General features: G+C 61.0%; 22 protein-coding genes. 9 read left to right on the plus strand and 13 right to left on the minus strand.

Features of this window, described 5'->3' with window-relative positions; genetic code table 11:
• The first annotated feature begins 51 nt into the window (after positions 1-51).
• Positions 52-474, plus strand: a complete 423-nt coding sequence (locus tag A1WC_RS08350; protein ID WP_016161535.1) for a universal stress protein — start codon at positions 52-54, stop codon at positions 472-474.
• Here A1WC_RS08350 and A1WC_RS08345 read toward each other — a convergent pair.
• A complete protein-coding gene (locus A1WC_RS08345) occupies positions 471-1,385 on the minus strand; it encodes a LysR family transcriptional regulator (protein WP_074195595.1) in 915 nt (304 codons plus the stop codon). The two genes, A1WC_RS08350 and A1WC_RS08345, sit on opposite strands and share 4 nt — an antisense overlap.
• 120 nt (positions 1,386-1,505) lie before the next feature.
• On the opposite strand from A1WC_RS08345, the gene A1WC_RS08340 reads away from it, so the two are divergent.
• Positions 1,506-3,317: an adenine deaminase gene (locus A1WC_RS08340; RefSeq protein ID WP_012541049.1), complete on the plus strand. Its 1,812-nt coding sequence runs from the start codon at positions 1,506-1,508 to the stop codon at positions 3,315-3,317.
• A gap of 2 nt (positions 3,318-3,319) precedes the next feature.
• The gene (locus A1WC_RS08335; RefSeq protein WP_016161536.1) at positions 3,320-4,663 is read left to right on the plus strand and encodes an NCS2 family permease; all 1,344 of its coding nucleotides are present in this window, start codon (positions 3,320-3,322) and stop codon (positions 4,661-4,663) included.
• On the opposite strand, the gene A1WC_RS08330 is transcribed toward A1WC_RS08335, so the two are convergent.
• The gene (locus tag A1WC_RS08330; protein ID WP_016161537.1) at positions 4,653-5,552 is read right to left on the minus strand and encodes a LysR family transcriptional regulator; all 900 of its coding nucleotides are present in this window, start codon (positions 5,550-5,552) and stop codon (positions 4,653-4,655) included. The two genes, A1WC_RS08335 and A1WC_RS08330, sit on opposite strands and share 11 nt — an antisense overlap.
• Positions 5,553-5,735: 183 nt before the next feature.
• Here A1WC_RS08330 and A1WC_RS08325 point away from each other — a divergent pair, with 183 nt between their 5' ends.
• Both A1WC_RS08325 and A1WC_RS08320 read left to right on the plus strand, forming a co-directional pair.
• Positions 5,736-6,053 carry an RcnB family protein gene (locus A1WC_RS08325; RefSeq protein WP_002912749.1) on the plus strand — a complete coding sequence of 106 codons (318 nt, stop codon included), beginning with the start codon at positions 5,736-5,738 and terminating at the stop codon, positions 6,051-6,053.
• Positions 6,028-6,489 carry a GNAT family N-acetyltransferase gene (locus tag A1WC_RS08320; RefSeq protein ID WP_008804055.1) on the plus strand — a complete coding sequence of 154 codons (462 nt, stop codon included), beginning with the start codon at positions 6,028-6,030 and terminating at the stop codon, positions 6,487-6,489. Before A1WC_RS08325 ends, A1WC_RS08320 begins: the two co-directional genes overlap by 26 nt.
• On the opposite strand, the gene apbC is transcribed toward A1WC_RS08320, so the two are convergent.
• Positions 6,486-7,595, minus strand: coding sequence for an iron-sulfur cluster carrier protein ApbC (gene apbC / locus A1WC_RS08315; RefSeq protein WP_008804054.1), 1,110 nt, complete (start codon positions 7,593-7,595; stop codon positions 6,486-6,488). The two genes, A1WC_RS08320 and apbC, sit on opposite strands and share 4 nt — an antisense overlap.
• A 153-nt stretch (positions 7,596-7,748) precedes the next feature.
• Here apbC and metG point away from each other — a divergent pair, with 153 nt between their 5' ends.
• The gene (gene metG, locus A1WC_RS08310) at positions 7,749-9,782 is read left to right on the plus strand and encodes a methionine--tRNA ligase (protein ID WP_002912753.1); all 2,034 of its coding nucleotides are present in this window, start codon (positions 7,749-7,751) and stop codon (positions 9,780-9,782) included.
• A 110-nt stretch (positions 9,783-9,892) separates the two neighbouring features.
• Here metG and A1WC_RS08305 read toward each other — a convergent pair whose 3' ends face one another.
• The 3 genes from A1WC_RS08305 to A1WC_RS08295 are packed head-to-tail and all read right to left on the minus strand — an operon-like array spanning position 9,893 to position 12,812.
• Positions 9,893-10,363 (minus strand): DUF1456 family protein, encoded by a 471-nt coding sequence (locus A1WC_RS08305; protein ID WP_008804053.1) that lies wholly within the window; start codon positions 10,361-10,363, stop codon positions 9,893-9,895.
• 47 nt (positions 10,364-10,410) lie between these two features.
• A complete protein-coding gene (btsR, locus tag A1WC_RS08300; protein WP_016161538.1) occupies positions 10,411-11,130 on the minus strand; it encodes a two-component system response regulator BtsR in 720 nt (239 codons plus the stop codon).
• The gene (locus tag A1WC_RS08295; protein ID WP_002912760.1) at positions 11,124-12,812 is read right to left on the minus strand and encodes a sensor histidine kinase; all 1,689 of its coding nucleotides are present in this window, start codon (positions 12,810-12,812) and stop codon (positions 11,124-11,126) included. The genes btsR and A1WC_RS08295 overlap by 7 nt, the downstream gene beginning before the upstream one ends.
• Before the next feature lie 229 nt (positions 12,813-13,041).
• On the opposite strand from A1WC_RS08295, the gene A1WC_RS26515 reads away from it, so the two are divergent.
• Entirely contained in the window at positions 13,042-13,155 is a 114-nt protein-coding gene (locus A1WC_RS26515; RefSeq protein ID WP_002912762.1) for a protein YohO, read from the plus strand.
• Here A1WC_RS26515 and A1WC_RS08290 read toward each other — a convergent pair.
• The 5 genes from A1WC_RS08290 to bglX all read right to left on the minus strand — a co-directional run bounded on the left by A1WC_RS08290 (position 13,130) and on the right by bglX (position 19,307).
• Positions 13,130-13,867, minus strand: coding sequence for an ABC transporter permease (locus A1WC_RS08290; protein ID WP_016161540.1), 738 nt, complete (start codon positions 13,865-13,867; stop codon positions 13,130-13,132). The genes A1WC_RS26515 and A1WC_RS08290 overlap by 26 nt on opposite strands.
• Complete coding sequence (locus A1WC_RS08285) at positions 13,851-14,798, minus strand: ABC transporter ATP-binding protein (protein WP_016161541.1); 948 nt, start codon at positions 14,796-14,798, stop codon at positions 13,851-13,853. Before A1WC_RS08285 ends, A1WC_RS08290 begins: the two co-directional genes overlap by 17 nt.
• Entirely contained in the window at positions 14,791-15,948 is a 1,158-nt protein-coding gene (locus tag A1WC_RS08280; protein ID WP_016161542.1) for an ABC transporter permease, read from the minus strand. Before A1WC_RS08280 ends, A1WC_RS08285 begins: the two co-directional genes overlap by 8 nt.
• A 7-nt stretch (positions 15,949-15,955) precedes the next feature.
• A complete protein-coding gene (locus A1WC_RS08275; RefSeq protein ID WP_016161543.1) occupies positions 15,956-16,873 on the minus strand; it encodes an ABC transporter substrate-binding protein in 918 nt (305 codons plus the stop codon).
• A 136-nt stretch (positions 16,874-17,009) separates the two neighbouring features.
• Positions 17,010-19,307, minus strand: coding sequence for a beta-glucosidase BglX (bglX, locus tag A1WC_RS08270; RefSeq protein WP_004201601.1), 2,298 nt, complete (start codon positions 19,305-19,307; stop codon positions 17,010-17,012).
• Between the two features lie 194 nt (positions 19,308-19,501).
• Here bglX and dld point away from each other — a divergent pair, with 194 nt between their 5' ends.
• The gene (gene dld, locus A1WC_RS08265; protein WP_008804046.1) at positions 19,502-21,247 is read left to right on the plus strand and encodes a D-lactate dehydrogenase; all 1,746 of its coding nucleotides are present in this window, start codon (positions 19,502-19,504) and stop codon (positions 21,245-21,247) included.
• An 85-nt stretch (positions 21,248-21,332) separates the two neighbouring features.
• Positions 21,333-21,887 carry a GNAT family N-acetyltransferase gene (locus A1WC_RS08260; protein ID WP_008804045.1) on the plus strand — a complete coding sequence of 185 codons (555 nt, stop codon included), beginning with the start codon at positions 21,333-21,335 and terminating at the stop codon, positions 21,885-21,887.
• Positions 21,888-22,228: 341 nt separating this feature from the next.
• On the opposite strand, the gene pbpG is transcribed toward A1WC_RS08260, so the two are convergent.
• Both pbpG and A1WC_RS08250 read right to left on the minus strand, forming a co-directional pair.
• Positions 22,229-23,179 carry a D-alanyl-D-alanine endopeptidase gene (gene pbpG, locus A1WC_RS08255; RefSeq protein ID WP_008804044.1) on the minus strand — a complete coding sequence of 317 codons (951 nt, stop codon included), beginning with the start codon at positions 23,177-23,179 and terminating at the stop codon, positions 22,229-22,231.
• A 188-nt stretch (positions 23,180-23,367) separates the two neighbouring features.
• Positions 23,368-23,955: a Yip1 family protein gene (locus A1WC_RS08250; RefSeq protein ID WP_008804043.1), complete on the minus strand. Its 588-nt coding sequence runs from the start codon at positions 23,953-23,955 to the stop codon at positions 23,368-23,370.
• Positions 23,956-24,101: the final 146 nt, after the last annotated feature.

A 24,101-nucleotide genomic window follows, 5' to 3' on the forward strand; every position in this document is an offset into this window, starting at 1 on the left:
GGCGGAAAATGATGACATCATGCGCTATTTAGCCTACCGAGGATATACGCCATGGCCGTTTATCACCATGCGCTGGTACTGATTAACAGCAGTCAGGACGGCGTCCCGCTGCTCGAGCATGCCGCCAGAATGGCAGAAGAGAACGGCATGCGCATCACCATCGCCCACATCAGCACCGACTATCGGGCGCTGAACTATGTTTCCGACAGCCTGCGCGACGATCAGGTTTCACAGGAGGTGATCCAGGCCAAGGCCCTGCTCAACGAGCTGGCCTGCACTGTCTCCCTGCAGGTTGAAACCCTCTCGCTGGTGACCACCCGCCGGTTTGAAGACGTGGAAACCTGCGTTCGGCAGCGGCAGATCGATTTAATTATTGCCGGGCACCATAATCGACTGCTGGGCGTCCTCTCCTCACACTCGCTGGAGTACATCAATCACTTAACCGTAGACGTGCTGATCAAGCACCTGCCCTAGCGCAATTCTCCCTGCAGCAGGGAAAAACAGGCTTCGATAAGCGGCGGCAGCGCCTGCGGGCCGCGCATCAGGGCCACCGTACGGGTCAGCGCCGGCTGCTGCAACTGGGCGACCTGGAGCGCCGGGTCCTGCAGATGGGTGGTGTACAGCGCCGGCAGAATGGCCACCGCTAAGCGCGAGCGCACCAGGCCATACAGGGTTTCGATATAGTCCACCTGGTAGCGGGTGGTCAGCGTCAGGCGATGGCTCTCCACTAATGCCGCCACCAGCCGTTGAATATTACCCTTCGAGAAGACGGCAATATCCCGCCCCACCAGCTGTTTCCACGGCAAGTGCGCCTGCGCGGCCAGCGGATCGTCACGGTGCAGCACCGCCACAAAGGGATCTTCGCGCAGCGGATAGACCAGCAGTTCAGCAGGCACTGAGCTGTCGATCGCCCCGATGCCGAAATCAATCTCGCCGCGCAGCAGCGCCTGGATAAGCGCATCGTTGGTCTGATCGTGAAATTCAATGCGCAGACGCGGAAAGGCCTGGGCCAGGGTCTGCGGCAGCAATGGGAACAGCAGCGAACTGACCGACGGCACCAGACCGATGCGCACTGTCCCGTCGCCGCCCGCCTCGACGATCTGCTGCATATCGAAAAAGGCCGCCTGCGCTACGCTGAGGATCCGCTGGGCGTGGGGTAAAATCGCCGCCCCCAGTTCAGTCAGGGTGACCGCCGAAGCGGTACGGTTGACCAGCTTGCCGCCGAGCACCGTTTCAATCTGCCGCAGCGCGCTGCTCAGCGCCGGCTGGCTAATCGCCAGCCGACTGGCGGTATCGGTAAAATGGCGCAGCTGGGCCAGAGTGACGAAATACTGAAGCTGTTTAAGAGAGAGCGCGGGCAGACGCTGCCAGGGTTCGTTCATTATCGGGTTCGCTACGGTGGTCCTGCACAATAACCCGAGCTTATCGGGTGATAAATTTATTCATCTGGGCAAACGTTTGCTGTGCCCATAGAGTATCCGCATTATCCTTGTGCCGGAGTGGTTATGTCCAGCAATGCTCAAGTCCGTCGTCGCGCCGTGCAGGCCGCGCGCGGCGAATCCCCGTTTGATCTGCTGCTGGTCGAGGCGCAGATCGTCGATATGGCCACGGGCGAAATTCGCCCCGCTGACGTCGGTATCGTCGGCGAGATGATCGCCAGCGTCCACCCGCGCGGCAGCCGCACCGACGCCCATGAAGTACGTTCCCTGGCCGGTGGCTACCTGTCCCCCGGCCTGATGGACACCCACGTACACCTCGAAAGCTCGCACCTGCCGCCGGAGCGCTACGCGGAAATCGTCCTCACCCAGGGCACCACCGCGGTGTTCTGGGATCCGCATGAGCTGGCCAACGTCCTCGGCGTCGAGGGCGTGCGCTACGCGGTTGACGCCAGCCGCCATCTGCCGCTGCAGGTGATGGTCGCCGCGCCGTCCAGCGTCCCCTCCACGCCAGGTCTCGAAATGTCCGGCGCCGATTTCGCCGGCGCGGAGATGGAGACCATGCTCGGCTGGCCGGAAGTGCGCGGTGTGGCGGAAGTGATGGATATGCACGGCGTGCTGCACGGTAGCGAGCGGATGCAGGAGATTGTCCAGGCCGGTCTCAACAGCGGCAAACTGATTGAAGGCCACGCCCGCGGCCTGAGCGGCGCTGACCTGCAGGCCTACCTCGCCGCCGGCGTCACCTCCGATCATGAACTGACCTCGGCGGACGACGCGCTGGAAAAACTGCGCGCCGGTCTGACGATCGAGATCCGCGGCTCGCACCCCTATCTGCTGCCGGATATCGTCGCGGCGTTAAAAACGCTGCCGCACCTCTCCTCGCAAATCACCGTCTGCACCGATGACGTGCCGCCGGATATGCTGCTGGAGAAAGGCGGGATCATCGCCCTGCTTAACCTGCTGATCGAGCACGGTTTACCGGCGGTCGATGCGCTGCGATTCGCCACCCTCAACGCCGCTATTCGCCTGCAGCGCCACGATCTCGGGCTGATTGCCGCCGGGCGGCGCGCGGATCTGGTGGTGTTTGATTCCCTGGAGAAACTGGTGGCCCGTGAAGTCTACGTTGGGGGGGAACGGCTGGCCCATGCTGGCCGCCTGCTGAAGCCGATCGCCCCCGCGCCGGGCGTGACGCCGCCGCGCGATACTTTGCCGATCGCCCCCCTCCGCGCCGATGACTTTGTTCTGCGCGTCCAGGGCATTCGTCACGGCGTCGCCCGCCTGCGTCATATCCGCGGCGCGCGCTTCACCCAGTGGGGCGAAGTGGAAGTGCAGGTTCGTGACGGGAAAGTCCAGCTGCCCGCCGGCTTCAGTCTGATCTGGGTTAAACACCGCCACGGCCGCCACCAGGCGACACCGCAAATCGCCCTGCTCGAAGGCTGGGGTGAGCTGCGCGGCGCCATCGCCACCAGCTACTCCCACGACTCGCACAATCTGGTGGTGCTCGGGCGCGACGCTGATGATATGGCGCTGGCGGCCAACCAGCTTATCGCCTCCGGCGGCGGGATGGCGCTGGCGCAACAGGGCGAGATCCTTGCCCATGTGGCAATGCCGATTGCCGGCATGCTGTCGGATCTCCCGGCCGCCGAGCTGGCGCGTCAGTTCCGCGAGCTGCGCGATCTGAGCAGCCAAGTCGCCGACTGGGAGCCACCGTACCGGGTGTTCAAGGCCATTGAAGGAACCTGCCTTGCCTGTAACGCCGGGCCGCATTTAACCGATTTGGGTCTGACCGACGGCGGCAGCCGCCAGATAGTCGACCCGTTGATAGCCTGCCGGGAGACCCCGGAGCCAACCGATCACAACAATAATCCTCAGGGAGCCTGAGCATGGCCGATAACACACTTCACTCTTCCGCCCGCGCTAACTGGCTGGAGCGCCGCTTTGCGCTGCGCTCGCGCGGCGGTACGCTACGCACCGAATGCCTGGCCGGGATCACCGGCTTTCTCGCCGCCGCCTATTTACTGGTGGTCATCCCGGGGCTGCTGGCGATCGGCGGGATGGACAAAGGCGCCGCCACCACCGGCACCATTCTGGTCTTCGTCGTCGGCTCTCTGCTGATGGCGTTTTATGCCAACCTGCCGTTTATCGTCGGCCCGGGGATTGGCGGCTCGGTGCTGGTGGGAGTGACGCTGGCCGGTAGCGAAGCGATTGGCTGGCAGACTGGCCTCGGGATTGCCTGCTGGTCGGGGATCCTCTTCTTCCTGCTGACCCGCTTTGGCCTGCGCGAAGTGGTCACCCGCTCGGTACCGCAGTCGATCAAGCTGGGGCTCACCGCCTCCATCGGCCTGTTTGTCGCCGTCCTCGGCTTTCGCAATGCCGGGCTGGTGCTGGCCAATGCGAAAACCAACGCGCTGATGCTCGGCGACTTTCTCGCCCCCGGCGCGCTGGTGGCGCTGTGCGGCCTGTTCCTGGCGATAGCCCTGCAGGCGCGTAAGGTTCCGGGCGCGATTTTGTGGGCCATTCTGTGCGCCACGCTGGTGGGCATCCCCTTCGGCGTCACCCATCTGCCGACAAGTTTTATCGACGTTCCCCATTCGCTAACCCCGGTGCTGGGGCAGGTTGACCTGTTGGGGGCGTTAAACATCGCCTTCCTGCCGTTCCTGTTCGTCTTTTTCGCTTCTGAGTTTTTCTCCACCATGGGGACGACGCTGGCGGTGGGCGGCGAGGCGGGGCTGCTGGATGAAGAAGGCAACATGCCGCAGATTAATCGCCCGTTTATGGTCGATTCGATTGCCGCCGCGCTCGGCCCATGGGTGGGCATCCCGGCGGCGACGGCACTGATTGAGTCTTCGGCGGCAGCGGAAGCCGGCGGCAAAACCGGCCTCACCGCCCTGTCGGCGGCGGTAATGTTCCTGCTGATGCTGCTGTTCACGCCGGTGGCGTTGATGATCCCGAAAGAAGCCACCGCCCCAGCGCTGATCCTGATTGGCCTCAACATGTTCAGCGGCCTGCGCAAAGTGGATCTTGGCAACTTCACCGACGGGCTGCCGGTGCTGATGATGGTGATGATCACCCTTATCGCCAACAGCTTCGGCACCGGGATTGCCGGCGGGCTGCTGTTTTACATTGTGATCAAGGCTATCGCCGGCAAGTGGCGGGAAATCCCGATTGGCCTGTGGGTGCTGGCTGTCCCGCTGGTGTATTACTTCGCGACCTTAGTCAGGCATTAAGCCCTTCACAATGTGATTTCACCTCTTCATATAACAAACGCACCGCGGCAGAGAGCTGTTTGCGGTGCGGACAAATCAGATTCAACGGCACCACATCCCCCTGATAACGCGGCAGCAGGCGCCGCAGGCGCCCCGCCCGCAGATCGTCGCTGACGTCGAGCATCGATTTATAGGCAATGCCCTCTCCGGCCACCGCCAGCCGACGGATCACCTCGGCGTCGTCGCTCATCACCGTGCCGGAGACCTTCTGCTGCTTAACCACACCGTCGAGGCTCAGCGACCAGCGGTCGAACGGACGGCCGCGCAAAATGTAGATCAACGCATTGTGCTGGCTGAGCTCCTCGAGGGTCTGCGGTTCGCCGTGGCGGGCGATCCACTCAGGCGAGGCCACCAGCACCCGACGATTTTCCGGCGCCACCGGCAGCGAGATAAACGAGGCATCGTCGTTATTGCCATAGCGAAACGCGACGTCCACCGGATCTTTAAACACGTCGGTTAACTGATCGGAAAAGAGCAGCCGCAGACGCAGCGCCGGGTGGCGTTGGCGGAAATCTCGGAACAGGGTCAGGAGCAGATTACGCCCGAGGTCCGACGGCACGGCAATCTGCAACATGCCGCGAACTTCATCGTCCGGGGTCTGGATCTTCTGCAGACCGGCTTCAAGGGTATCGAGCATCTGGGTGGCGTAGGGCAGCCAGGTCTCCCCCTCCGGCGTCAGGCGCAGGCTGCGGGTCGAACGGGCAAACAGGCGAATATTGAGGATCGTCTCCAGACGCTTAATCGCCGCGCTGACCTGCGCCGGCTGTTGTCCGGCTTCGCGCGCCGCGTCGCTAAAACTGCCCAGTGCCGCGGCGCGGACAAATAAGGTCAGATCTTCCAGCCTGAACATGCCGATTCTCCCCTGCTTCAGATTGCTCCCAAAATACGCATCACCGTCGCTGCAACGCAAGCGGCACAAGACTTGTGCCGTGTTTTGCTTACACTTTTTAAAAATCCAGTGCTTGCCATTTCAGCAACGCATCAGGAATGATACGAGGCTGCTAATTTGAGTCCAGGTAATATTGAGGAAATTATGCGTAAAACAAAAATGATGCTTCTGGGCGTACTTCTTGCCACCGCTGGCGCCAGCTGGACGGCTACTGCCGCGGGGATCGATCAGTATGCGCTGAAAGAGTTCACTGCCGATTTCACCCAGTTTCACATCGGCGACACCGTTCCGGCGATGTACCTCACCCCGGAATACAACATCAAACAGTGGCAGCAGCGTAACCTGCCTGCACCGGACGCCGGCAGCCACTGGACCTACATGGGCGGTAACTACGTGCTGATCACTGATACCGAAGGCAAAATCCTCAAAGTGTACGATGGCGAGATCTTCTATCATCGCTGATCCGCGCAACCTCCACGTCCGCCCCGGCGAGCCAGCGGACTCTCCGGCGCTGCGCCAGATCTTCCTGCGGGCGCGCAGTTTATCGTGGACCTGGCTTCCCGCCGCGGCGTGGCGGCTGGAGGATTTCGATGCCGCCACCGCGGATGAACAACTGTGGGTCGCGGAATGCGACGGCCAGCCGGTGGGCTTTGCCGCCGTATGGACCGCCGATAATTTCCTTCACCATCTGTTTGTCGACCCCGACTGGCAGGGCAAACATATCGGCAGCGCGCTGCTGGCGCAGGTCGAACGGAGCTTTACCGCCAGCGGAACGCTGAAATGCCTGATGGAAAATAAAAACGCCCTGCGCTTCTACCAGCGTCATGGCTGGACCATCGAAGCACAGGGCGCGTCGCCCGAGGGCAGATACTGGCTGATGCGCTCGCCGCGGCCTTAAACGGCGCGGAAGGCAATCTCACCCGGGATCACTTCTCCCTGCCAGTACATCTGGGCCGCCACCCGGCCCGCCAGCTGGCGGTAGATGTCGGTAAATTCGCTGTCCGGACGCGCCACCACCGTCGGCGTGCCGTTATCCAGATCTTCCCGCAGCGTAATATGCAGCGGCAGCTGACCCAGCAGCTGGGTGTGGTATTTCTCGGCCAGTTTTTGCGCGCCGCCGGTGCCGAAGATAGGCTCGTGGTGCCCGCAGTTGCTGCAGATATGCATGCTCATGTTTTCCACGATCCCCAGCACCGGCACTTCCACTTTCTCGAACATCACGATTCCTTTTTTGGCGTCGATCAGCGCGATGTCCTGCGGCGTGGTGACCACCACCGCACCGGTCACCGGAATGTTCTGCGCCAGGGTCAGCTGGATGTCGCCGGTGCCCGGCGGCATATCCAGCACCAGGTAGTCGAGATCCGGCCACAGGGTCTCCTGCAGCATCTGCATCAGCGCCTTGCTGGCCATCGGACCACGCCAGACCATGGCGTTGTCGTCGGTCACCAGGTAGCCGATAGAGTTGGTGGCCAGGCCATACTTGATGATCGGCGCCATATGGGTGCCGTCCGGCGAGGTCGGGCGACTGTCTTCGGCGCCCAGCATGGTCGGAATCGACGGACCGTAGATATCGGCATCCAGAATGCCCACCTTCGCCCCTTCCGCCGCCAGGGCCAGCGCCAGGTTTACGGCAGTAGAAGATTTACCGACGCCGCCTTTGCCGGAGCTGATGGCGATAATGTTCTTCACGCCGTTGACCCCGGGCTGGTTTTTCACGCGCTTGAGGGTCGCGATGCTGTGGGTCAGCTTCCAGTCGATGGCCTTCGCGCCGGTGATGCGCAGCAGCTCGGCGCTGCACTGCTCTTTCAGCACTTCGAAGGCGCTGCTCCAGACGAACGGCATCTGCAGCTCAATATGAACGGTATCGTCCAGCCAGGCGACATGGTGCAGCGCCTTGAGGGCGGTGAGATTATGCTTCAGGGTTGGGTGCTGGAAATTGGCCAGCGTCCCGGCGACCATCGCACGTAGGCGCTCAGGGGATTTGGCCTGGGATTGCGAATTCATCCCGACTCCTTTGTTGTTTTGAGATGCTTTCAGTAATCACAGAGTTTATCACAGCTAACGATTATCCATATATGGGCAGCCATTTATGGCGCACCCACAGCCCTTTTGGTAATATCGGAAGCCCTTTTTACAACAGAAGATGTAATGCTCACTATGACTCAAGTCGCGAAGAAAATTCTGGTAACGTGCGCCCTGCCGTACGCCAACGGCTCCATCCACCTCGGCCACATGCTGGAGCACATCCAGGCTGATGTCTGGGTCCGTTACCAGCGAATGCGCGGCCACGAGGTCAACTTCATCTGCGCCGACGACGCCCACGGCACGCCGATCATGCTCAAAGCGCAGCAGCTCGGTATCACACCGGAGCAGATGATTGGCGAGATGAGTCAGGAGCATCAGACCGATTTTGCCGGCTTCGACATCAGCTATGATAACTATCACTCGACGCACAGCGACGAGAACCGCGAGCTGTCGGAGCTTATCTACACCCGCCTGAAAGAGAACGGTTTTATTAAAAACCGCACCATCTCTCAGCTCTACGATCCGGAAAAAGGCATGTTCCTGCCGGACCGTTTTGTGAAAGGCACCTGTCCGAAGTGCAAATCTCCGGACCAGTATGGCGATAACTGCGAAGTGTGCGGCGCGACCTACAGCCCCACCGAACTTATCGACCCGAAATCGGTGGTCTCCGGCGCTACGCCGGTAATGCGTGACTCCGAGCACTTCTTCTTCGACCTGCCGTCGTTCAGCGAAATGCTGCAGGCGTGGACCCGCAGCGGCGCGCTGCAGGAGCAGGTAGCGAACAAAATGCAGGAGTGGTTCGAATCCGGCCTGCAGCAGTGGGACATCTCCCGCGATGCGCCGTACTTCGGCTTCGAAATTCCCAACGCGCCGGGCAAATATTTCTACGTCTGGCTGGACGCGCCGATCGGCTACATGGGCTCCTTCAAGAACCTGTGCGACAAGCGCGGCGACACCACCAGCTTCGACGAATACTGGAAGAAAGACTCCACGGCCGAGCTGTATCACTTTATCGGCAAGGACATTGTCTACTTCCACAGCCTGTTCTGGCCGGCGATGCTGGAAGGCAGCAACTTCCGTAAGCCGACCAACCTGTTCGTGCACGGCTACGTAACGGTTAACGGCGCGAAGATGTCCAAGTCGCGCGGGACTTTTATCAAGGCCAGCACCTGGTTAAATCATTTCGACGCTGACAGCCTGCGCTACTACTACACCGCCAAGCTCTCTTCGCGCATCGATGACATCGACCTGAACCTGGAAGATTTCGTGCAGCGCGTGAACGCGGATATCGTCAACAAGGTGGTTAACCTCGCCTCACGCAACGCCGGCTTTATCAGCAAGCGTTTCGACGGCGTGCTGGCCGCTGAGCTGGCCGACCCGGCGCTGTATAAAACCTTCACCGACGCGGCAGAAAGCATCGGTGAAGCATGGGACAGCCGCGAGTTCGGTAAGGCAATCCGCGAAATCATGGCCCTCGCCGACGTGGCTAACCGCTACGTCGATGAGCAGGCGCCGTGGGTGGTAGCGAAACAGGAAGGCCGCGACGCCGACCTGCAGGCCATCTGCACCATGGGCCTGAACATGTTCCGCGTGCTGATGACCTGGCTGAAGCCGGTGCTGCCGCAGCTGGCGGCGCGTGCGGAGGCATTCCTCAACAGCGAACTGAGCTGGGATGCCATTCAGCAGCCGCTGCTGGCGCATAAGGTGAATCCGTTCAAGGCGCTGTACAACCGCATCGAGATGAAACAGGTGGAAGCGCTGGTGGAAGCCTCTAAAGAAGAGGTGAAAGCCACCGCGGCGCCGGTCACCGGTCCGCTGGCGGACGATCCGATTCAGGAGACCATCACCTTTGACGATTTCGCCAAAGTCGATCTGCGCGTGGCGCTGATTGAAAACGCGGAATTCGTCGAGGGCTCCGACAAGCTGCTGCGCCTGACGCTGGATCTCGGCGGCGAAAAACGTAACGTCTTCTCCGGCATCCGCTCCGCTTACCCGGATCCGCAGCCGCTGATTGGCCGCCTGACGGTGATGGTCGCCAACCTGGCGCCGCGGAAAATGCGCTTCGGCATCTCCGAGGGCATGGTGATGGCCGCCGGCCCTGGCGGGAAGGATATCTTCCTGTTAAGCCCTGACGACGGCGCGAAGCCGGGTCAGCAGGTGAAATAACAAAAAAGCCGGAGAGTATCTCCGGCTTTTTTTTGCCCGGCGGCGCTACGTTTACACGGGCCTACGGGTTTTGTCGGCCGGGTAAGGCGAAGCCGCCACCCGGCTAAACATCACGCCTTCGGGTGATGCACCCGGTGGGTCAACCCGCGCAGGAAGTTGCGCATAAACTGATCCCCGCACTCGCGGTAGTTTTTATGCTCCGGGGCGCGCATCATGGCGGTGATTTCCGGCACCGACACCCGGTATTTCTGCTCGCTCATGATCGCCTGGATATCGTCCGTTTTCAGCGAGAAGGCGATCCGCAGCTTTTTCAGCACCGTGTTGTTATTCACCCGACGCTCCAGCGCCAGCTCCGGCGCCGAATCATCTTTGCCGCGCTTGTCATAGATAAGGCCGTTGAGGAAACCCGACAGGATAATATCCGGGCAGCGGACAAAACCCTCTTCATCCTCTTTCGTCATCCAGGTATCGAAGCTGGCGGCGGTGGATTCCATATCGGCAAGCGCAAGAATGCGCACCATATCGTTATTATTGGCTTTCAGGGTGTAGCGCAGGCTACGAAGAATATCATTACTGAGCATGAGTGCCTTTTACTGTCGATGTTGCAATGGGGCGCAGTGTAGCAGTTTTACAGGCCAATCGCTTCTTTCAGGCTTTTTAAATAGCGCCGGCTCACCGGCACCGTTTGCCCGGCGCGCATCAGCAGCTCCGCCTGGCCGTTCTCTTCCAGGCGAATCTCCTTCAGGTGCGCCATATTCACCAGATACTGGCGATGGCAGCGCAGCAGCGGCGTGCGGCTCTCGAGGGTGCGCAGGGTCAGCTCGGTAAAGCCCTCTTTTCCCTCGCGATCGGTCACGTAGATGCCGCTCATCCGGCTGCTGACGAAGGCCACATCCTCCATCTGCAGCAGCCAGATACGGCTGTGGCCGGTACAGGGAATGTATTTCAGCGTCTGCCGGGCATCATCCAGCAGCGACACGTCCTGCAGGCTGCGCTCCTGACGCAGGCGGGCCAGGGTTTTCTCCAGCCGCACGGCCTCAATCGGCTTGAGCAGATAGTCAAAAGCGTGCTCCTCAAAGGCTTTCACCGCGTACTCATCAAAAGCGGTGAGAAACACGATATAGGGGCGATGCTCCGGGTCGAGCATCCCGACCATCTCCAGACCGCTGATGCGCGGCATCTGGATGTCGAGAAACAGCACGTCAGGGCGCAGCTTATGTACTGTGCCAATCGCCTCCACCGCGTTGCCGCACTCGCCGACGATCTCGATATCGCGCTGAGTCTCCAGCAAAATACGCAGGTTTTCCCGCGCCAGCGGCTCATCATCGACGATCAATACTCTCAGCATGCATTCTCCTCCAGGGGCAGACGTAGGGTGACACGGGTAAAGCGCTCCGGCTCGCAGGTGACGCTGATGCCGCAGTCGGCGCCAAAACGCGCCCGCAGACGCCTGTCCACCAGATTCATCCCCAGTCCGCTGGCCTGGGGGTTGGCCCGGTACAGCCCGGCGTTATCTTCGATATCCAGCTGCAGCCAGCGATCGTCCTGGCTGGCGCGGATGGTAATTTCGCCGACGCCAAGATGTTGCGATGTACCATGCTTAATGGCGTTCTCCACGATCGGCTGCAGGGTGAAAGCGGGCAGCTGGTGATGCGCCAGCCCCTCGGGCACCGCCATCTGGATCTGCAGGTTAGCCTGGAAGCGAGCCTTCTCAATCTGCAGATAGGCGTTAACATGCTCGATCTCATCGGCAAGCGTGACAATTTCCGTCGGCCGTTTCAGGTTCTTACGAAAGAAGGTCGACAGATACTGCACCAGCTGGCCGGCCTGATCGCTGTCGCGGCGGATCACCGCCTTCAGCGTGTTAAGCGCGTTAAACAGGAAGTGCGGGTTGACCTGGGCGTGCAGGAGCTTGATTTCAGATTGCGTCAGCAGCGCCTTCTGCCGCTCGTACTGTCCGGCGAGGATCTGCGCCGACAGCAGCTGAGCAATCCCCTCCCCGAGGGTGCGGTTGATCGAACTGAACAGGCGGTTTTTCGCCTCATACAGTTTAATGGTGCCTATCACCCGCTGGTTCTCGCCGCGTAAGGGGATCACCAGCGTCGACCCCAGCTTACAGTGCGGATGAATCGAGCAGCGGTAAGGCACCTCGTTGCCATCGGCGTAGACCACCTCCCCGGTCTCAATCGCCCGTTGCGTATACGAGGAGGAGATAGGCTTGCCCGGCAGATGGTGATCGTCGCCGATGCCGGTAAACGCCAGTAGCTTGTCGCGATCGGTGATCGCCACCGCGCCGATATCCAGCTCCTGGATCAGCACCTGGGCCACCTTCATGCTGTTCTCTTCGTTGAATCCCTGACGCAGGATCCCCTCGGTCGACGCCGCCACCTTCAGCGCGGTGGCGGAAAAGGCGGAGGTGTATTTCTCGAACATCGCCCGTTTATCCAGCAGAATGCGCATAAACAGCGCCGCACCGACGGTATTGGTGACCATCATCGGCGCAGCAATGCTCTGCACCAGATGCAGGGCGTCCTGGAACGGGCGGGCAATCAGCAGAATGATCATCATCTGCACCAGCTCGGCCACGAAGGTGATCGCCCCGGCGGTCAGCGGGCTAAAGACCTTGTCCGGCCGGCCGCGTTTGACCAGCACGCTGTGCACCAGCCCGCCCAGCAGCCCCTCAACGATGGTGGAGACCATGCAGCTTAAGGCGGTCATTCCCCCCAGCGAGTAGCGGTGCAGGCCGCCGGTCAGCCCCACCAGCCCGCCGACCACCGGGCCGCCGAGCAGGCCGCCCATCACGGCGCCGATGGCGCGGGTGTTGGCGATGGAGTCTTCGATATGCAGACCGAAATAGGTCCCCATAATGCAGAAAATGGAGAAGGTGACGTAGCACAGCAGCTTGTGCGGCAGGCGAACGGTGACTTGCATCAGGGGGATAAACAGCCGGGTTTTGCTCATCAACCACGCGATGACCAAAAATACGCACATCTGCTGAAGCAGCAGCAACACCAGATCAAATTCGTACATACCCGCAAACCACACATTCCTGAAAGCGCGTACCATACCCTGCCTGGCGAAAACTTTCTTTGAAGCCCTGCATAAAAATGAAAAATGACGGACAGGATCACACTTTTCCCGGTGCATTTGCTGAGCAAACGCGGCAAAAACCCCGGCGCGGCACGCTAAACCGCAATTAATGTTTCATTAACACCTGCGCTTCACCGTATAATCCCCCTGTTAACATCAGGAGCCTATTATGAAGCCAGCGAAAATCGCGGTCGTCACCCTCTTCTTACTTATGGCCATCGGCGGGATCAGCGGCGTAATGCTGGCCGGCTATTCCTTTATTGTGCGTGGCGGTGTCGGCTGATCCAGCGGGTCAGACGCTCAAACGCGCGGTCGACGATAATCGCCGCCAGCGCCACCAGCAGCGCCCCCTGAACAATATAGGCGGTATTAAAGCCGCTCAGGCCGATGATGATCGGCGTCCCGAGCGTACTGGCCCCCACCGTCGAAGCAATGGTCGCGGTACCAATATTGACGATGACCGAGGTGCGGATCCCCGCCAGTATCACCGGGGCCGCCAGCGGTAGCTCCACCTTATACAGACGCTGCCAGCCGCTCATTCCCATCCCTTCGGCCACCCCTGACACCCCCGACGGTATCGACCCCAGCCCGGCCAGCGTCCCCTGCAACACCGGCAGTATGCCATACAGCGCGAGGGCGATGAGCGCGGGCAGCCAGCCAAATCCCAGCACCGGCACCGCCATCGCCAGCACCGCCACTGGCGGAAAGGTCTGCCCGATAGCGGCGATGGTCTCCACCAGCGGGCGAAACGCGCTGCCGGCGGGCCGGGTGACCGCCACCCCTGCCCCCAGTCCCACAACCGTTGCCGCGAGACTGGACGCCACCACCAGCCAGCCGTGATCGAGAGTTAGCGCCCAGAAGCTCTCCTGCTGATAGACCGGCCGCGGCAGCTCCGGGAACAGCCGACTGAACAGCGGCGCGCTGTAGGGCAGCCCTACCAGCAGACCGATAAACAGCGCGATAAGCCACCACAGCGGCTCACGAAACGCCTTCATGGCTCGCCTCCTGGCGCAGCAGATCGGCAAAATGCAGCGTACCGCAGGGCTGCCCCTCGGCATCCACCACCGGCAGCGCCTCGCAGCGCCGGGCGACAAACTGCGACAGCGCTTCCCGCAGGGTCATGGTGACGGTCAGCCCCTCGCCCGCCAGCCGTTCGCCGGGACGCAAATAGTCCCCCACCTCGCGCAGCGACAGCAGGCGCACGCCCAGCTCGCTGCGGCCAAAAAAGGTCTGCACAAAGCTATTTTTCGGCCGCAGGAGCATCTCCAGCGGCGCCCCCTGCTGGACCACCTCGCCCCCGTCCATCAGCACCAGGTGGTCCGCCAGACGCAGCGCTTCGTCAATATCATGGGTCACCAGCACAATCGTCCGCCCCAGCAGCCGGTGGATGCGCAGCATCTCCTGCTGCAGCGCCTCGCGGGTCACCGGGTCGAGGGCGCCGAAGGGCTCATCCATCAACAGCACCTCCGGATCCGCCGCCAGCGCCCGCGCCACCCCCACCCGCTGCTGCTGGCCGCCGGAGAGCTGATGCGGGTAACGGTCGCGCAGCGTCGCCTCCAGCCCTAACAACGCCATCAGCTCGTCGACCCGGTCGGCGATCCTCGCCCGCGGCCATTTTTGCAGCTGCGGCACAGTGGCGATATTCTGCGCCACCGTCCAGTGCGGAAACAGGCCGATGGACTGGATGGCATAGCCCATCCGCCGCCGCAGGGTCAGGACCGGCTGCTGGCGGATGTCCTCGCCGGCAAAACGAATAGTGCCATGGTCCGGCTCCAGCAGGCGGTTGATCATCTTCAGCGTCGTCGACTTGCCCGAGCCAGAGGTCCCCACCAGCACCGAGAAGGCGCCTTCGCGCAGCTCCAGGGTCAGGTCCTTCACCGCCGGGTGGCCGGCAAACACTTTGCTGACCCCTTCAAACTCAATCATTGGCCTCTCCTTTTAGCCAGGCGCCCCACAGGGCGAACAGGGCATCCACCACCACCGCCAGGGCAATGGTCGGTACCACGCCCAGCAGCACCAGATCCAGCGCACTGCTCAGCAGCCCCTGAAACACCAGCGCGCCAAAGCCGCCGGCGCCGATCAGCGCGGCCACCACCGCCATGCCGACGGTTTGCACGCTGACCACCCGCAGGCTGCGCAGCAGCACCGGCATCGCCAGCGGAAGCTGCACCTGACGAAAGCGCTGCCCGGCGCTCATGCCCATCGCCGTCGCGCTCTCCAGGGCGTCCTGCGGCACCTGCTGCAGGCCGGTCACCACCCCGCGCACCAGCGGCAGCAGCGCATACAAAGTCAGGGCGATCAGGGCCGGCGCCATGCCGGTCCCGGAGACGCCCAGCTCGCCCAGCGCCGGGAAATAGCGCGCCAGACCGGCAAGTGGTGCAATCAGCAGGCCGAACAGCGCCACCGACGGGATAGTCTGGATCACATTGAGCACGGTGAAGGCCGGCGCCTGCCAGCGCGGACGTCGCCACAGCCATACCCCCAGCGGCAGGCCAATGAGCAGGCCCGGCAGCAGGGTGCCGAACAGCAGAAGCAGATGCTGGCGCAGGGCGTCGTCAAATACTTCCTGACGGTTGGCATACTCCTTCAGCAAAGAGAGCTGATCGAGCGCCCCGACGGCGAGCAGGATGATGGGCAACAGCCAGACTTGCGCATTGAGTAGCCAGCGCCACAGCGGCCGGACGGTAAGATGACGGATGGCCTCGCTGGCCAGCAGCAGACAAAGCGCCAGCGACAGCCACAGGCCGCTGCCGGGCGAGGTGCGCGCCAGCGGCGAGCCGTGCCGGGAGAGCTCAAGCGCCGCCTGTCCGCTGCCCCAGATAAGCAGCGGGAAGAGCAGTTCGGCCAGCAGCAGGTGAAGAAGCGGCGCGGCCTTGCCTGGCAGCCAGCAGAGCAGCATCCCGGCAAGGACTGCCGCCAGCTGAACGCCGGCGAGCCAGGGCATCACCTGCCACAGCCCGCGCCCTTCTCCGGAGAGTAAGCGATTCGGCGCGTAAGTAATAAACGGCAGCGCCAGCGTAACCAGCAGCAGACCTGTCAGCAGCAGGCCGACGCGGTGAGTACAGCGAATGGTCACCGGTGGCTTACTTCAGCAGGCCTTTCTGCTGCAGATAATCTGCCGCCACGCGCTTCGCATCCTGGCCTTCCACCGCAATACGGGCGTTCAGCTGCTGCAAGGTTTTTTCATCGAGGCTGGCAAAGACCGGCTTCAGCCAGTCGGCGATCTGCGGATAGGCTTTGAGCACTGCCTCACGCACCACCGGCGTCGGGGCATAAATCGGCTGCACGCCCTGCGGATCGCTCAGCGTCTGTAACCCCAGCGCCGCGACCGGGCCGTCAGTGCCGTAGGCCATCGCCGCGTTTACGCCCGAGGTCTGCTGCGCCGCCGCTTTGATGGTCACCGCCGTATCGCCCCCGGCCAGCGACAGCAGTTGGTTCTGGTTGAGGTTGAAACCATACGCTTTTTCAAACGCCGGCAGCGCGTCCGGGCGCTCAATAAACTCCGCCGAGGCCGCCAGCTTAAATTCGCCGCCCTGCTGCAGATAGCCGCTGAGGTCGGCCAGCGAGGTCAGGTGATTTTTCTCCGCCAGGTCCTGGCGCACGGCGATAGTCCAGGTGTTGTTGGCCGGCGCCGGGGTGAGCCACACCAGCTGATGTTTCTCCTGATCGAGGCGCTTCACCTTCTCATAGCCCTGTTGGGCATGCTTCCACGCCGGGTCGTTTTCATCTTTAAAGAAGAAGGCGCCATTGCCGGTATATTCCGGATAGATATCCAGCTCGCCGGCGACAATCGCCCCGCGCACCACCGGCGTGGTGCCGAGCTGGATTTTATTAATCGTTTTTACGCCGTGGCTTTCCAGCACCTGCTGGATCATATTGCCCAGCAGCGCGCCTTCGGTATCAATTTTCGAGCCGACCTTCACCGGCTCCGCCGCCTGCAGCGGTAAACTTATCAGGGCGGCCAGCGCCAGCGCACCGGACCATTTCATTGCCATCTTCATCCCGCTTCCCTCAGTTCTTTTGCGCTTCGCTTACAGAAGCTTAAGAGAAAAGCGTAGTCCATTTGCTGGCGATACGAAAAAGAAAAGGCCGATTAATCGGCCTTTAACGTGTCACGTTGAGCTTAAGGGCTATTCCTTACAACAGTTCAAACTCGCTCTGCTTCACGCGGGCGGAGTCCACGCCGATAAAGACATTGAATTTGCCCGGCTCAGCAACGTATTTCATCTGCTGGTTCCAGAACTTCAGCGCGTCGACGTCAATCGGGAAGCTGACGGTTTGCGTTTCGCCCGGCTTGAGGTTGACCTTTTTAAAGCCGCGCAGCATTTTCACCGGCCGGCTCATGGAGGCAGTGACGTCCTGCAGATACAGCTGAATGACCGTTGCCCCTTCGCGTTTGCCGGTGTTGGTCACCTGCACGCTGGCGGTCACGCTGCCGTCGCGCGGCAGGGTGGCTGACGACATGGTGACATCGGAGACGCTAAAGGTGGTGTAGCTGAGGCCGTAACCAAACGGATACAGCGGGCCGTTGGCTTCATCGAAGTAACGCGAGGTGTACTTGTTCGGTTTCTCCGGATTATACGGCCGGCCGGTATTCAGGTGGCTGTAGTAGGTTGGGATCTGCCCCACCGAGCGCGGGAAAGACATCGGCAGTTTGCCCGACGGGTTATAGTCGCCAAACAGCACGTCGGCGATGGCGTGACCGCCTTCAGTGCCGGCAAACCAGGTCTCCAGCAGCGCATCGGCTTGCTGATCCTCTTTCACCAGCGCCAGCGGACGGCCGTTCATCAGCACCAGCACCAGCGGTTTGCCGGTGGCTTTGAGGGCGGCAATCAGATTGCGCTGGCTCTGCGGCAGGGTGATGTCGGTCCGGCTGGAGGCCTCATGCGCCATGCCCTGCGCTTCGCCCACCACGGCAACCACCACGTCGGATTGCTTCGCCGCCGCGACGGCTTCGTCGATCATTTCCTGCGGCGAGCGCGGGTCAACCTGCACCGCGTTCTCATACAGGTTAAGGAAATCGACGATGCCTTTATCGTCAGTGACGTTCGCCCCTTTGGCGTAAATCACTTTACCGTTATCACCCAGCGCTTCTTTGATGCCGGTCAGGACGGTCACCGACTGGTCGGCCACCCCGGCCGCGGACCAACTGCCCATCATGTCGCGTTTGCTGTCCGCCAGCGCACCGACCACCGCGATAGTGCCGGATTTTTTCAGCGGCAGCGTATCGAGACGGTTTTTCAGCAGTACCAGACTTTCGCGGGCCACTTCCCGCGCCTCTTTGCGATGCAGGCGGCTTTCCGCGTTGGTGTCCTGCGGGTCAGAATCTTTTGGTCCCAGGTGGCTGTAAGGATCGTTGAACAGCCCCATGTCATATTTGACGTTGAGCACATGACGGGTGGCGTCATCCAGCTCGGCCATGGTCACCTTGCCAGACTTCACCAGCCCCGGCAGGTACTTGCTGTAATACTCGTCACTCATGCTCATGTTGATGCCGGACTTAAGCGCCACGCGCACCGCGTCTTCCGGGTCGGAGGCCACGCCGTGCTTAATCAACTCTTTGATGGCGCCGTGGTCGGAGACCGTGATGCCTTTAAAGCCCCACTGGTCGCGCAGGACGTCTTTCAGCAGCCAGGAATCAGCAGTCGCCGGGGTGCCGTTCAGCGAGTTCAGGGCCACCATCACCGCGCCGCTGCCGGCATCAAGCCCGGCTTTGTACGGCGGCATATAGTCGTTGAACAGGCGCTGCGGGCTCATGTCGACCGTGTTGTACTCTTTCCCGCCCTCCACCGCGCCGTAGGCGGCGAAGTGCTTGACGCTGGTCATCACCGAATAGCGGTCCGCCGGGCTCTTGCCCTGCATCGACTCCACCATCGCCTGGCCCATCATCGTGGTCAGATACGTGTCTTCCCCGAACCCTTCGGAAGCGCGTCCCCAGCGCGGGTCGCGGGAGACGTCGACCATCGGCGCCCAGGTCATGTTCAGGCCGTCATCGGCGGCTTCATAAGCTGACACGCGGCCCACGGTCTTCACGGCGTCAAGGTTAAACGATGAGGCCAGGCCGAGGCTTATCGGGAACACGGTGCGCTGACCGTGCAGCACATCGTAGGCAAAGAACAATGGGATCTTCAGGCGGCTAAGCTGCATCACCTGATCCTGCATCACGCGGATATCCGGCCGGGTGACGGTGTTAAAAATCGCCCCCACCTGACCGTTTTTGATCATTTCGCGGATCGCCTCTTTCGGGTTATCCGGGCCAACGCTTATCAGACGCAGCTGGCCGATTTTCTCGTCTACCGTCATTTTTTTCAGCAGATCGGTGACAAAGGCATCCCGCGCCTGCGGGGTCAGAGGGTGGTTACCAAACAGTTCATCCGCCAGCGCGGGTTGCAGCGCCAGACTCACGGCGACGCCTACAGTGCAGAGCCATTTCATTGTTATCTCGCTTTTTCTCAGACGGGGACTCGGTAAAACATAATAAAAACCGCAGTTTGCCATATATATAAACAACGCGCCCGCAGAATGCTAAGGTTCTTCTCTGATTTTTGCGAAACATTCATGCATCAAATTGTCATACAAAGCGCTATGCTTATCCTCGATATTTCGCGCACCACCACAAGGAGTGGAACATGTCATCTGCACCCACTAATACCCATAAAACGTTTCTGGCGGATCTGGCGCGCCTGGTTGGCCCTTCGCATCTGCTGACCGACCCGGCAAAAACCCAACGCTACCGCAAAGGCTTCCGCTCCGGTCAGGGCGAGGCGCTGGCGGTTGTCTTTCCCGGCACCCTGCTGGAACTCTGGCGCGTGCTTAACGCCTGCGTAGACGCCGATAAAATTATTCTGATGCAGGCGGCCAACACCGGCCTGACCGAAGGTTCGACCCCCAACGGCAATGATTACGATCGCGAGATCGTGATTATCAGCACTCTGCGCCTGGATAAACTGCATCTGCTGGACAAAGGCGAGCAGGTGCTGGCCTGGCCCGGCACTACCCTCTATTCGCTGGAAAAAGCGCTCAAACCGCTGGGTCGCGAGCCGCACTCAGTGATCGGCTCGTCATGCATCGGCGCATCGGTGATCGGCGGGATCTGCAACAACTCCGGCGGTTCGCTGGTGCAGCGCGGGCCCGCCTATACCGAAATGTCGCTGTTCGCGCAGATTGACGCCGACGGCAAGCTGAAGCTGGTCAACCATCTGGGCATTGATCTCGGCAGCACGCCGGAGCAGATCCTCAGCCGCCTCGACGACGAGCGCATCAGCGATAGCGATGTGCTGCACGACGGCCGCCACGCCCACGATCACGACTATGTGACCCGCGTGCGCGATGTCGATGCCGACACCCCGGCGCGCTACAACGCCGACCCGGACCGCCTGTTCGAATCCTCCGGCTGCGCCGGCAAGCTGGCGGTTTTCGCCGCGCGTCTGGATACCTTCCCGGCGGAAAAACGCCAGCAGGTGTTTTACATTGGCACCAACCAGCCGCAGGTATTGACCGAGATCCGCCGCCATATCCTCGCCGAGTTCCAGCATCTGCCGGTGGCCGGGGAATATATGCACCGCGATATTTACGATATCGCCGAGAAGTATGGCAAAGACACCTTCCTGATGATCGACAAGCTCGGCACCGACAAAATGCCGTTCTTCTTCACCATGAAGGGGCGCACCGACGCGATGCTGGAGAAAGTCTCGCTGTTTAAGCCGCACTTTACCGACCGCTTTATGCAGAAGCTCGGCCACGTCTTCCCGGCGCACTTACCGGAGCGGATGAAAACCTGGCGTGATAAATATGAACATCATCTGCTGCTGAAGATGGCCGGGGATGGCATCGAAGAAGCGCAGCGCTGGCTGACGGAATACTTCCAGCAGGCCGAGGGGGATTTCTTCGCCTGTACGCCGGAGGAAGGCAGCAAGGCGTTTCTGCACCGCTTTGCCGCCGCCGGCGCGGCCATCCGCTATCAGGCGGTGCATGCTGACGAAGTGGAAGATATTCTGGCGCTGGATATCGCCTTGCGCCGCAACGATACCGAGTGGTTCGAACATCTGCCGCCGGAGATCGACAGCCAGCTGGTGCATAAGCTCTACTATGGCCACTTTATGTGCCATGTGTTCCATCAGGATTACATCGTCAAGAAAGGGGTCGACGCCCACGCTCTGAAAGAGCAGATGCTGGCGTTGCTGAAAGCGCGCGGCGCCCAGTACCCGGCGGAGCATAACGTGGGTCATCTGTATGAGGCCCCGGAGAGCCTGCAGCAGTTCTATCGCCAGAACGATCCGACCAACAGCATGAACCCGGGGATTGGTAAAACCAGTAAGCAGAAATACTGGGGTGAAGCGGCACCAACGCCGGTCTCCCCGGCGGATCCGCAATAATCAGTGGCAGGACTATTCAGCCTGGCGCTTCTGTATTACGCTGCACGCCGGAGAATATCTCTCCGGCAGATTCAGGAGCGCCGCCATGCCCGCAGAGGCCCCGTTACTCGACAGTGATTTAGAAATTCGTGAAGCGCTGCCCGACGATGCGCACGCCATCGCCGCGCTGTATGTCTGGCACGTGCTCAATGGCCGCGCTTCCTTTGAAGAGATCCCCCCTACCGTTGACGAAATGCGTAAACGGATCAAAACCGTCCGCGATAACGGGCTGCCCTGGCTGGTGGCGCTGTGGCGCGGCGCCATCGTCGGCTACTGCTACGCCACCTTCTATCGGCCTCGTCCGGCCTATCGTTACACGCTTGAGGAATCGATCTACGTGGAATCCGGGATGGGCGGGCGCGGCATCGGCAGCGCGCTGCTGTCGCGGCTGATCGCCGAATGCGAGAAAGGCCCGTGGCGGCAGATGCTGGCGATCATCGGTGATGGCCATAACAATGCCGGTTCGCTGGCGATCCATAAAAAGTTTGGTTTTACCGTGGCGGGTCAACTGCGCAGCGTGGGCTACAAAATGGGCGACTGGCGAGATACGTTGATTATGCAGCGCGCGCTGGGTGACGGCGACTGGACGCTGCCGGAGTGATATCCGGCGTCAAATCCCCGGCTCGCGGCGTAAACGCCTTAGCCGGGCTACCGTTCAGCGCGGTTCCGTAGAGGCGTCAGCCGCCATACTGCACAAACACCGGCACTCGGCCTGATTGCCCGGCGGCGCTGCGCTTGCCGGGCCTACGAAGGGGGCGAACCCGGCGCCAAATCACGTAGCCCGGATAAGGCGCGAGCCGCCATCCGGCACAAACGCGGCACGGTGTCGGGTATATTGCTCGGCGGCGCTGCGCTTGCCGGGCCTACGAAAGCGGCGAACCCGGTGCCAAATCACGTAGCCCGGATAAGGCGCAATGCGCCGCCATCCGGGGGACAGGCAGATTAATCGTTCTGCGCGGTCTGCGCGCCGCCTTTCAGCATCGCCTCTGCCATCTGCGCTTCGCGCTGCTTTTTATAGCTCAGCGCCGAGGCGGGTACCGGCATCACTTTCCCGGTCTCGATCCAGGTCCGCAAGCGGCTGGCGTCGGCGAAGTGGGTGTATTTACCGAAGGCATCCATCACCACCAGCGCCACCGGGCGTTGGTTAATCACCGTACGCATAATCAGGCAGTGGCCGGCAGCGTTGGTGAAGCCGGTTTTAGTCAGCTGGATATTCCAGTTATCGCGATACACCAGATGGTTGGTGTTGCGGAACGGCAGGCTGTAGGCCGGATGGGCGAAAGTGGCGGTCTCTTCTTTGGTGGTGCTCAGCTGGCCAATCAGCGGATACTGCTCGCTGGCGATCAGCAGTTTGGTCAGATCGCGGGCGGTGGAGACGTTATGCACCGACAGGCCCGTCGGCTCCACGTAGCGGGTATGAGTCATGCCCAGCGCCTGGGCTTTGGCGTTCATCGCGCGAATGAAGGCATCGTAGCCGCCTGGATAGTGATGCGCCAGGCTGGCGGCCGCGCGGTTCTCGGAAGACATAAGCGCCAGCAGCAGCATCGTGCGGCGGCTGATTTGGCTGTTGAGGCGCACGCGGGAGTAGATCCCCTTCATTTCCGGCGTATGGCTGATATCCACCGTCAGCATCTCATCCATCGGCAGATGGGCATCGAGCACCACCATGGCGGTCATCACTTTGGTGATTGACGCCATCGGGCGCACCAGATCCGGCTGGCTGGCATAGATGATTTTTTTGGTTGCCAGATCGACGATCATGGCGCTGCCGGAGGCGATATCCGGCTGCGAGGCGGCAACCGCCGCGGAGGTTTTTGCTAACGCCTGGGGCGCAAAAGGCACAGCCAGCAGCAAGGTCAGGCTGAGCAAAGAGACTCGAAATTTCGGCATCATGGGCATTCTGAAAAGTATTTTTGCACGTTATGGAACGTACGCCGCGAGGTTAAGTGGGCAACATCGCTGGCAAACGCCATCATACCGCGCCGTAAGGCCCTGTGCCTAATAAGAATCGTGAAGAAATGCTGCATTGCCGACACAAAATACATATTTGCCGGCAATGCATATTATCCAGTGACGTGCGATCAGAAGAGTCGGTAACCATACCCCCACAGTACCACGGTGATCGCCAGCAGCACTTCCAGTACCAGCACTCCGATGGCCAGCGTCGAACTGGCGAAGCTTAACCCCTCTTCCCGGTTAATGCTCAGGAAGGTCGGGATGCCCAGATAGAGCAGATAGCCGGTGTAAAACAGCGCGATGGTACCGATCAGCGCGCACAGCCAGACCAGCGGATAGAGCGCCACAATCCCGCTCAGGAACAGCGGCGTGGCCACATAGCCGGCAAACACCATGCAGCGTTTCAGGGAAGGCTGCTGCGGATACTGCCTGGCCATCCACCAGATAACCCGCCCCATGATCGCCACCCCGGCCAGCATCACGGCATAAAACAGTACCGCCAGCGCCAGACCGGTCAACATCGACAGTTTAATAACGGTGCCGTCGCCGAAGTTCCAGCCCAGCTGCGTGGTGCCGATAAAGGCGCACACCACCGGAACCGCCGCCATCAGCAGCACATGGTGCGTATAGTGATGAGAAATGGTTTCATTCTCGCTCTTAATCACGCTCATTTCCCGGTTGGGATGAGCGAAGAGCCCCCAGACATGGTTCATAGCGTCCCCCTTGTCACGGCTTCGTACTGCACTGATCCAAGTATAATTCACCCTACAGATTATTTTGTGTACAGCACAAAAAATCTGCGTCACCGCGTTTTGGTCAGCAGGGTGTATGATTAACAGGTGATGAGATAAGGAGATAA

It is taken from the genome of Klebsiella sp. KTE92, assembly GCF_000398905.1.
Lineage (GTDB): Bacteria > Pseudomonadota > Gammaproteobacteria > Enterobacterales > Enterobacteriaceae > Klebsiella > Klebsiella variicola.

What these genes read in the sequence shown, in the direction of transcription:
- metG (WP_002912753.1), top strand. Translation starts at nt 7,749, where the DNA reads ATGACTCAAGTCGCGAAGAAAATTCTGGTAACGTGCGCCCTGCCGTAC.
- A1WC_RS08295 (WP_002912760.1), bottom strand. Translation starts at nt 12,812, where the DNA reads ATGTACGAATTTGATCTGGTGTTGCTGCTGCTTCAGCAGATGTGCGTA.
- A1WC_RS08325 (WP_002912749.1), top strand. Translation starts at nt 5,736, where the DNA reads ATGCGTAAAACAAAAATGATGCTTCTGGGCGTACTTCTTGCCACCGCT.
- A1WC_RS08340 (WP_012541049.1), top strand. Translation starts at nt 1,506, where the DNA reads ATGTCCAGCAATGCTCAAGTCCGTCGTCGCGCCGTGCAGGCCGCGCGC.
- A1WC_RS08275 (WP_016161543.1), bottom strand. Translation starts at nt 16,873, where the DNA reads ATGAAGATGGCAATGAAATGGTCCGGTGCGCTGGCGCTGGCCGCCCTG.
- A1WC_RS08335 (WP_016161536.1), top strand. Translation starts at nt 3,320, where the DNA reads ATGGCCGATAACACACTTCACTCTTCCGCCCGCGCTAACTGGCTGGAG.
- A1WC_RS08260 (WP_008804045.1), top strand. Translation starts at nt 21,333, where the DNA reads ATGCCCGCAGAGGCCCCGTTACTCGACAGTGATTTAGAAATTCGTGAA.
- A1WC_RS08330 (WP_016161537.1), bottom strand. Translation starts at nt 5,552, where the DNA reads ATGTTCAGGCTGGAAGATCTGACCTTATTTGTCCGCGCCGCGGCACTG.
- btsR (WP_016161538.1), bottom strand. Translation starts at nt 11,130, where the DNA reads ATGCTGAGAGTATTGATCGTCGATGATGAGCCGCTGGCGCGGGAAAAC.
- dld (WP_008804046.1), top strand. Translation starts at nt 19,502, where the DNA reads ATGTCATCTGCACCCACTAATACCCATAAAACGTTTCTGGCGGATCTG.
- A1WC_RS08290 (WP_016161540.1), bottom strand. Translation starts at nt 13,867, where the DNA reads ATGAAGGCGTTTCGTGAGCCGCTGTGGTGGCTTATCGCGCTGTTTATC.
- A1WC_RS08285 (WP_016161541.1), bottom strand. Translation starts at nt 14,798, where the DNA reads ATGATTGAGTTTGAAGGGGTCAGCAAAGTGTTTGCCGGCCACCCGGCG.
- apbC (WP_008804054.1), bottom strand. Translation starts at nt 7,595, where the DNA reads ATGAATTCGCAATCCCAGGCCAAATCCCCTGAGCGCCTACGTGCGATG.
- bglX (WP_004201601.1), bottom strand. Translation starts at nt 19,307, where the DNA reads ATGAAATGGCTCTGCACTGTAGGCGTCGCCGTGAGTCTGGCGCTGCAA.
- A1WC_RS08250 (WP_008804043.1), bottom strand. Translation starts at nt 23,955, where the DNA reads ATGAACCATGTCTGGGGGCTCTTCGCTCATCCCAACCGGGAAATGAGC.
- A1WC_RS08320 (WP_008804055.1), top strand. Translation starts at nt 6,028, where the DNA reads ATGGCGAGATCTTCTATCATCGCTGATCCGCGCAACCTCCACGTCCGC.
- pbpG (WP_008804044.1), bottom strand. Translation starts at nt 23,179, where the DNA reads ATGATGCCGAAATTTCGAGTCTCTTTGCTCAGCCTGACCTTGCTGCTG.
- A1WC_RS08350 (WP_016161535.1), top strand. Translation starts at nt 52, where the DNA reads ATGGCCGTTTATCACCATGCGCTGGTACTGATTAACAGCAGTCAGGAC.
- A1WC_RS26515 (WP_002912762.1), top strand. Translation starts at nt 13,042, where the DNA reads ATGAAGCCAGCGAAAATCGCGGTCGTCACCCTCTTCTTACTTATGGCC.
- A1WC_RS08305 (WP_008804053.1), bottom strand. Translation starts at nt 10,363, where the DNA reads ATGCTCAGTAATGATATTCTTCGTAGCCTGCGCTACACCCTGAAAGCC.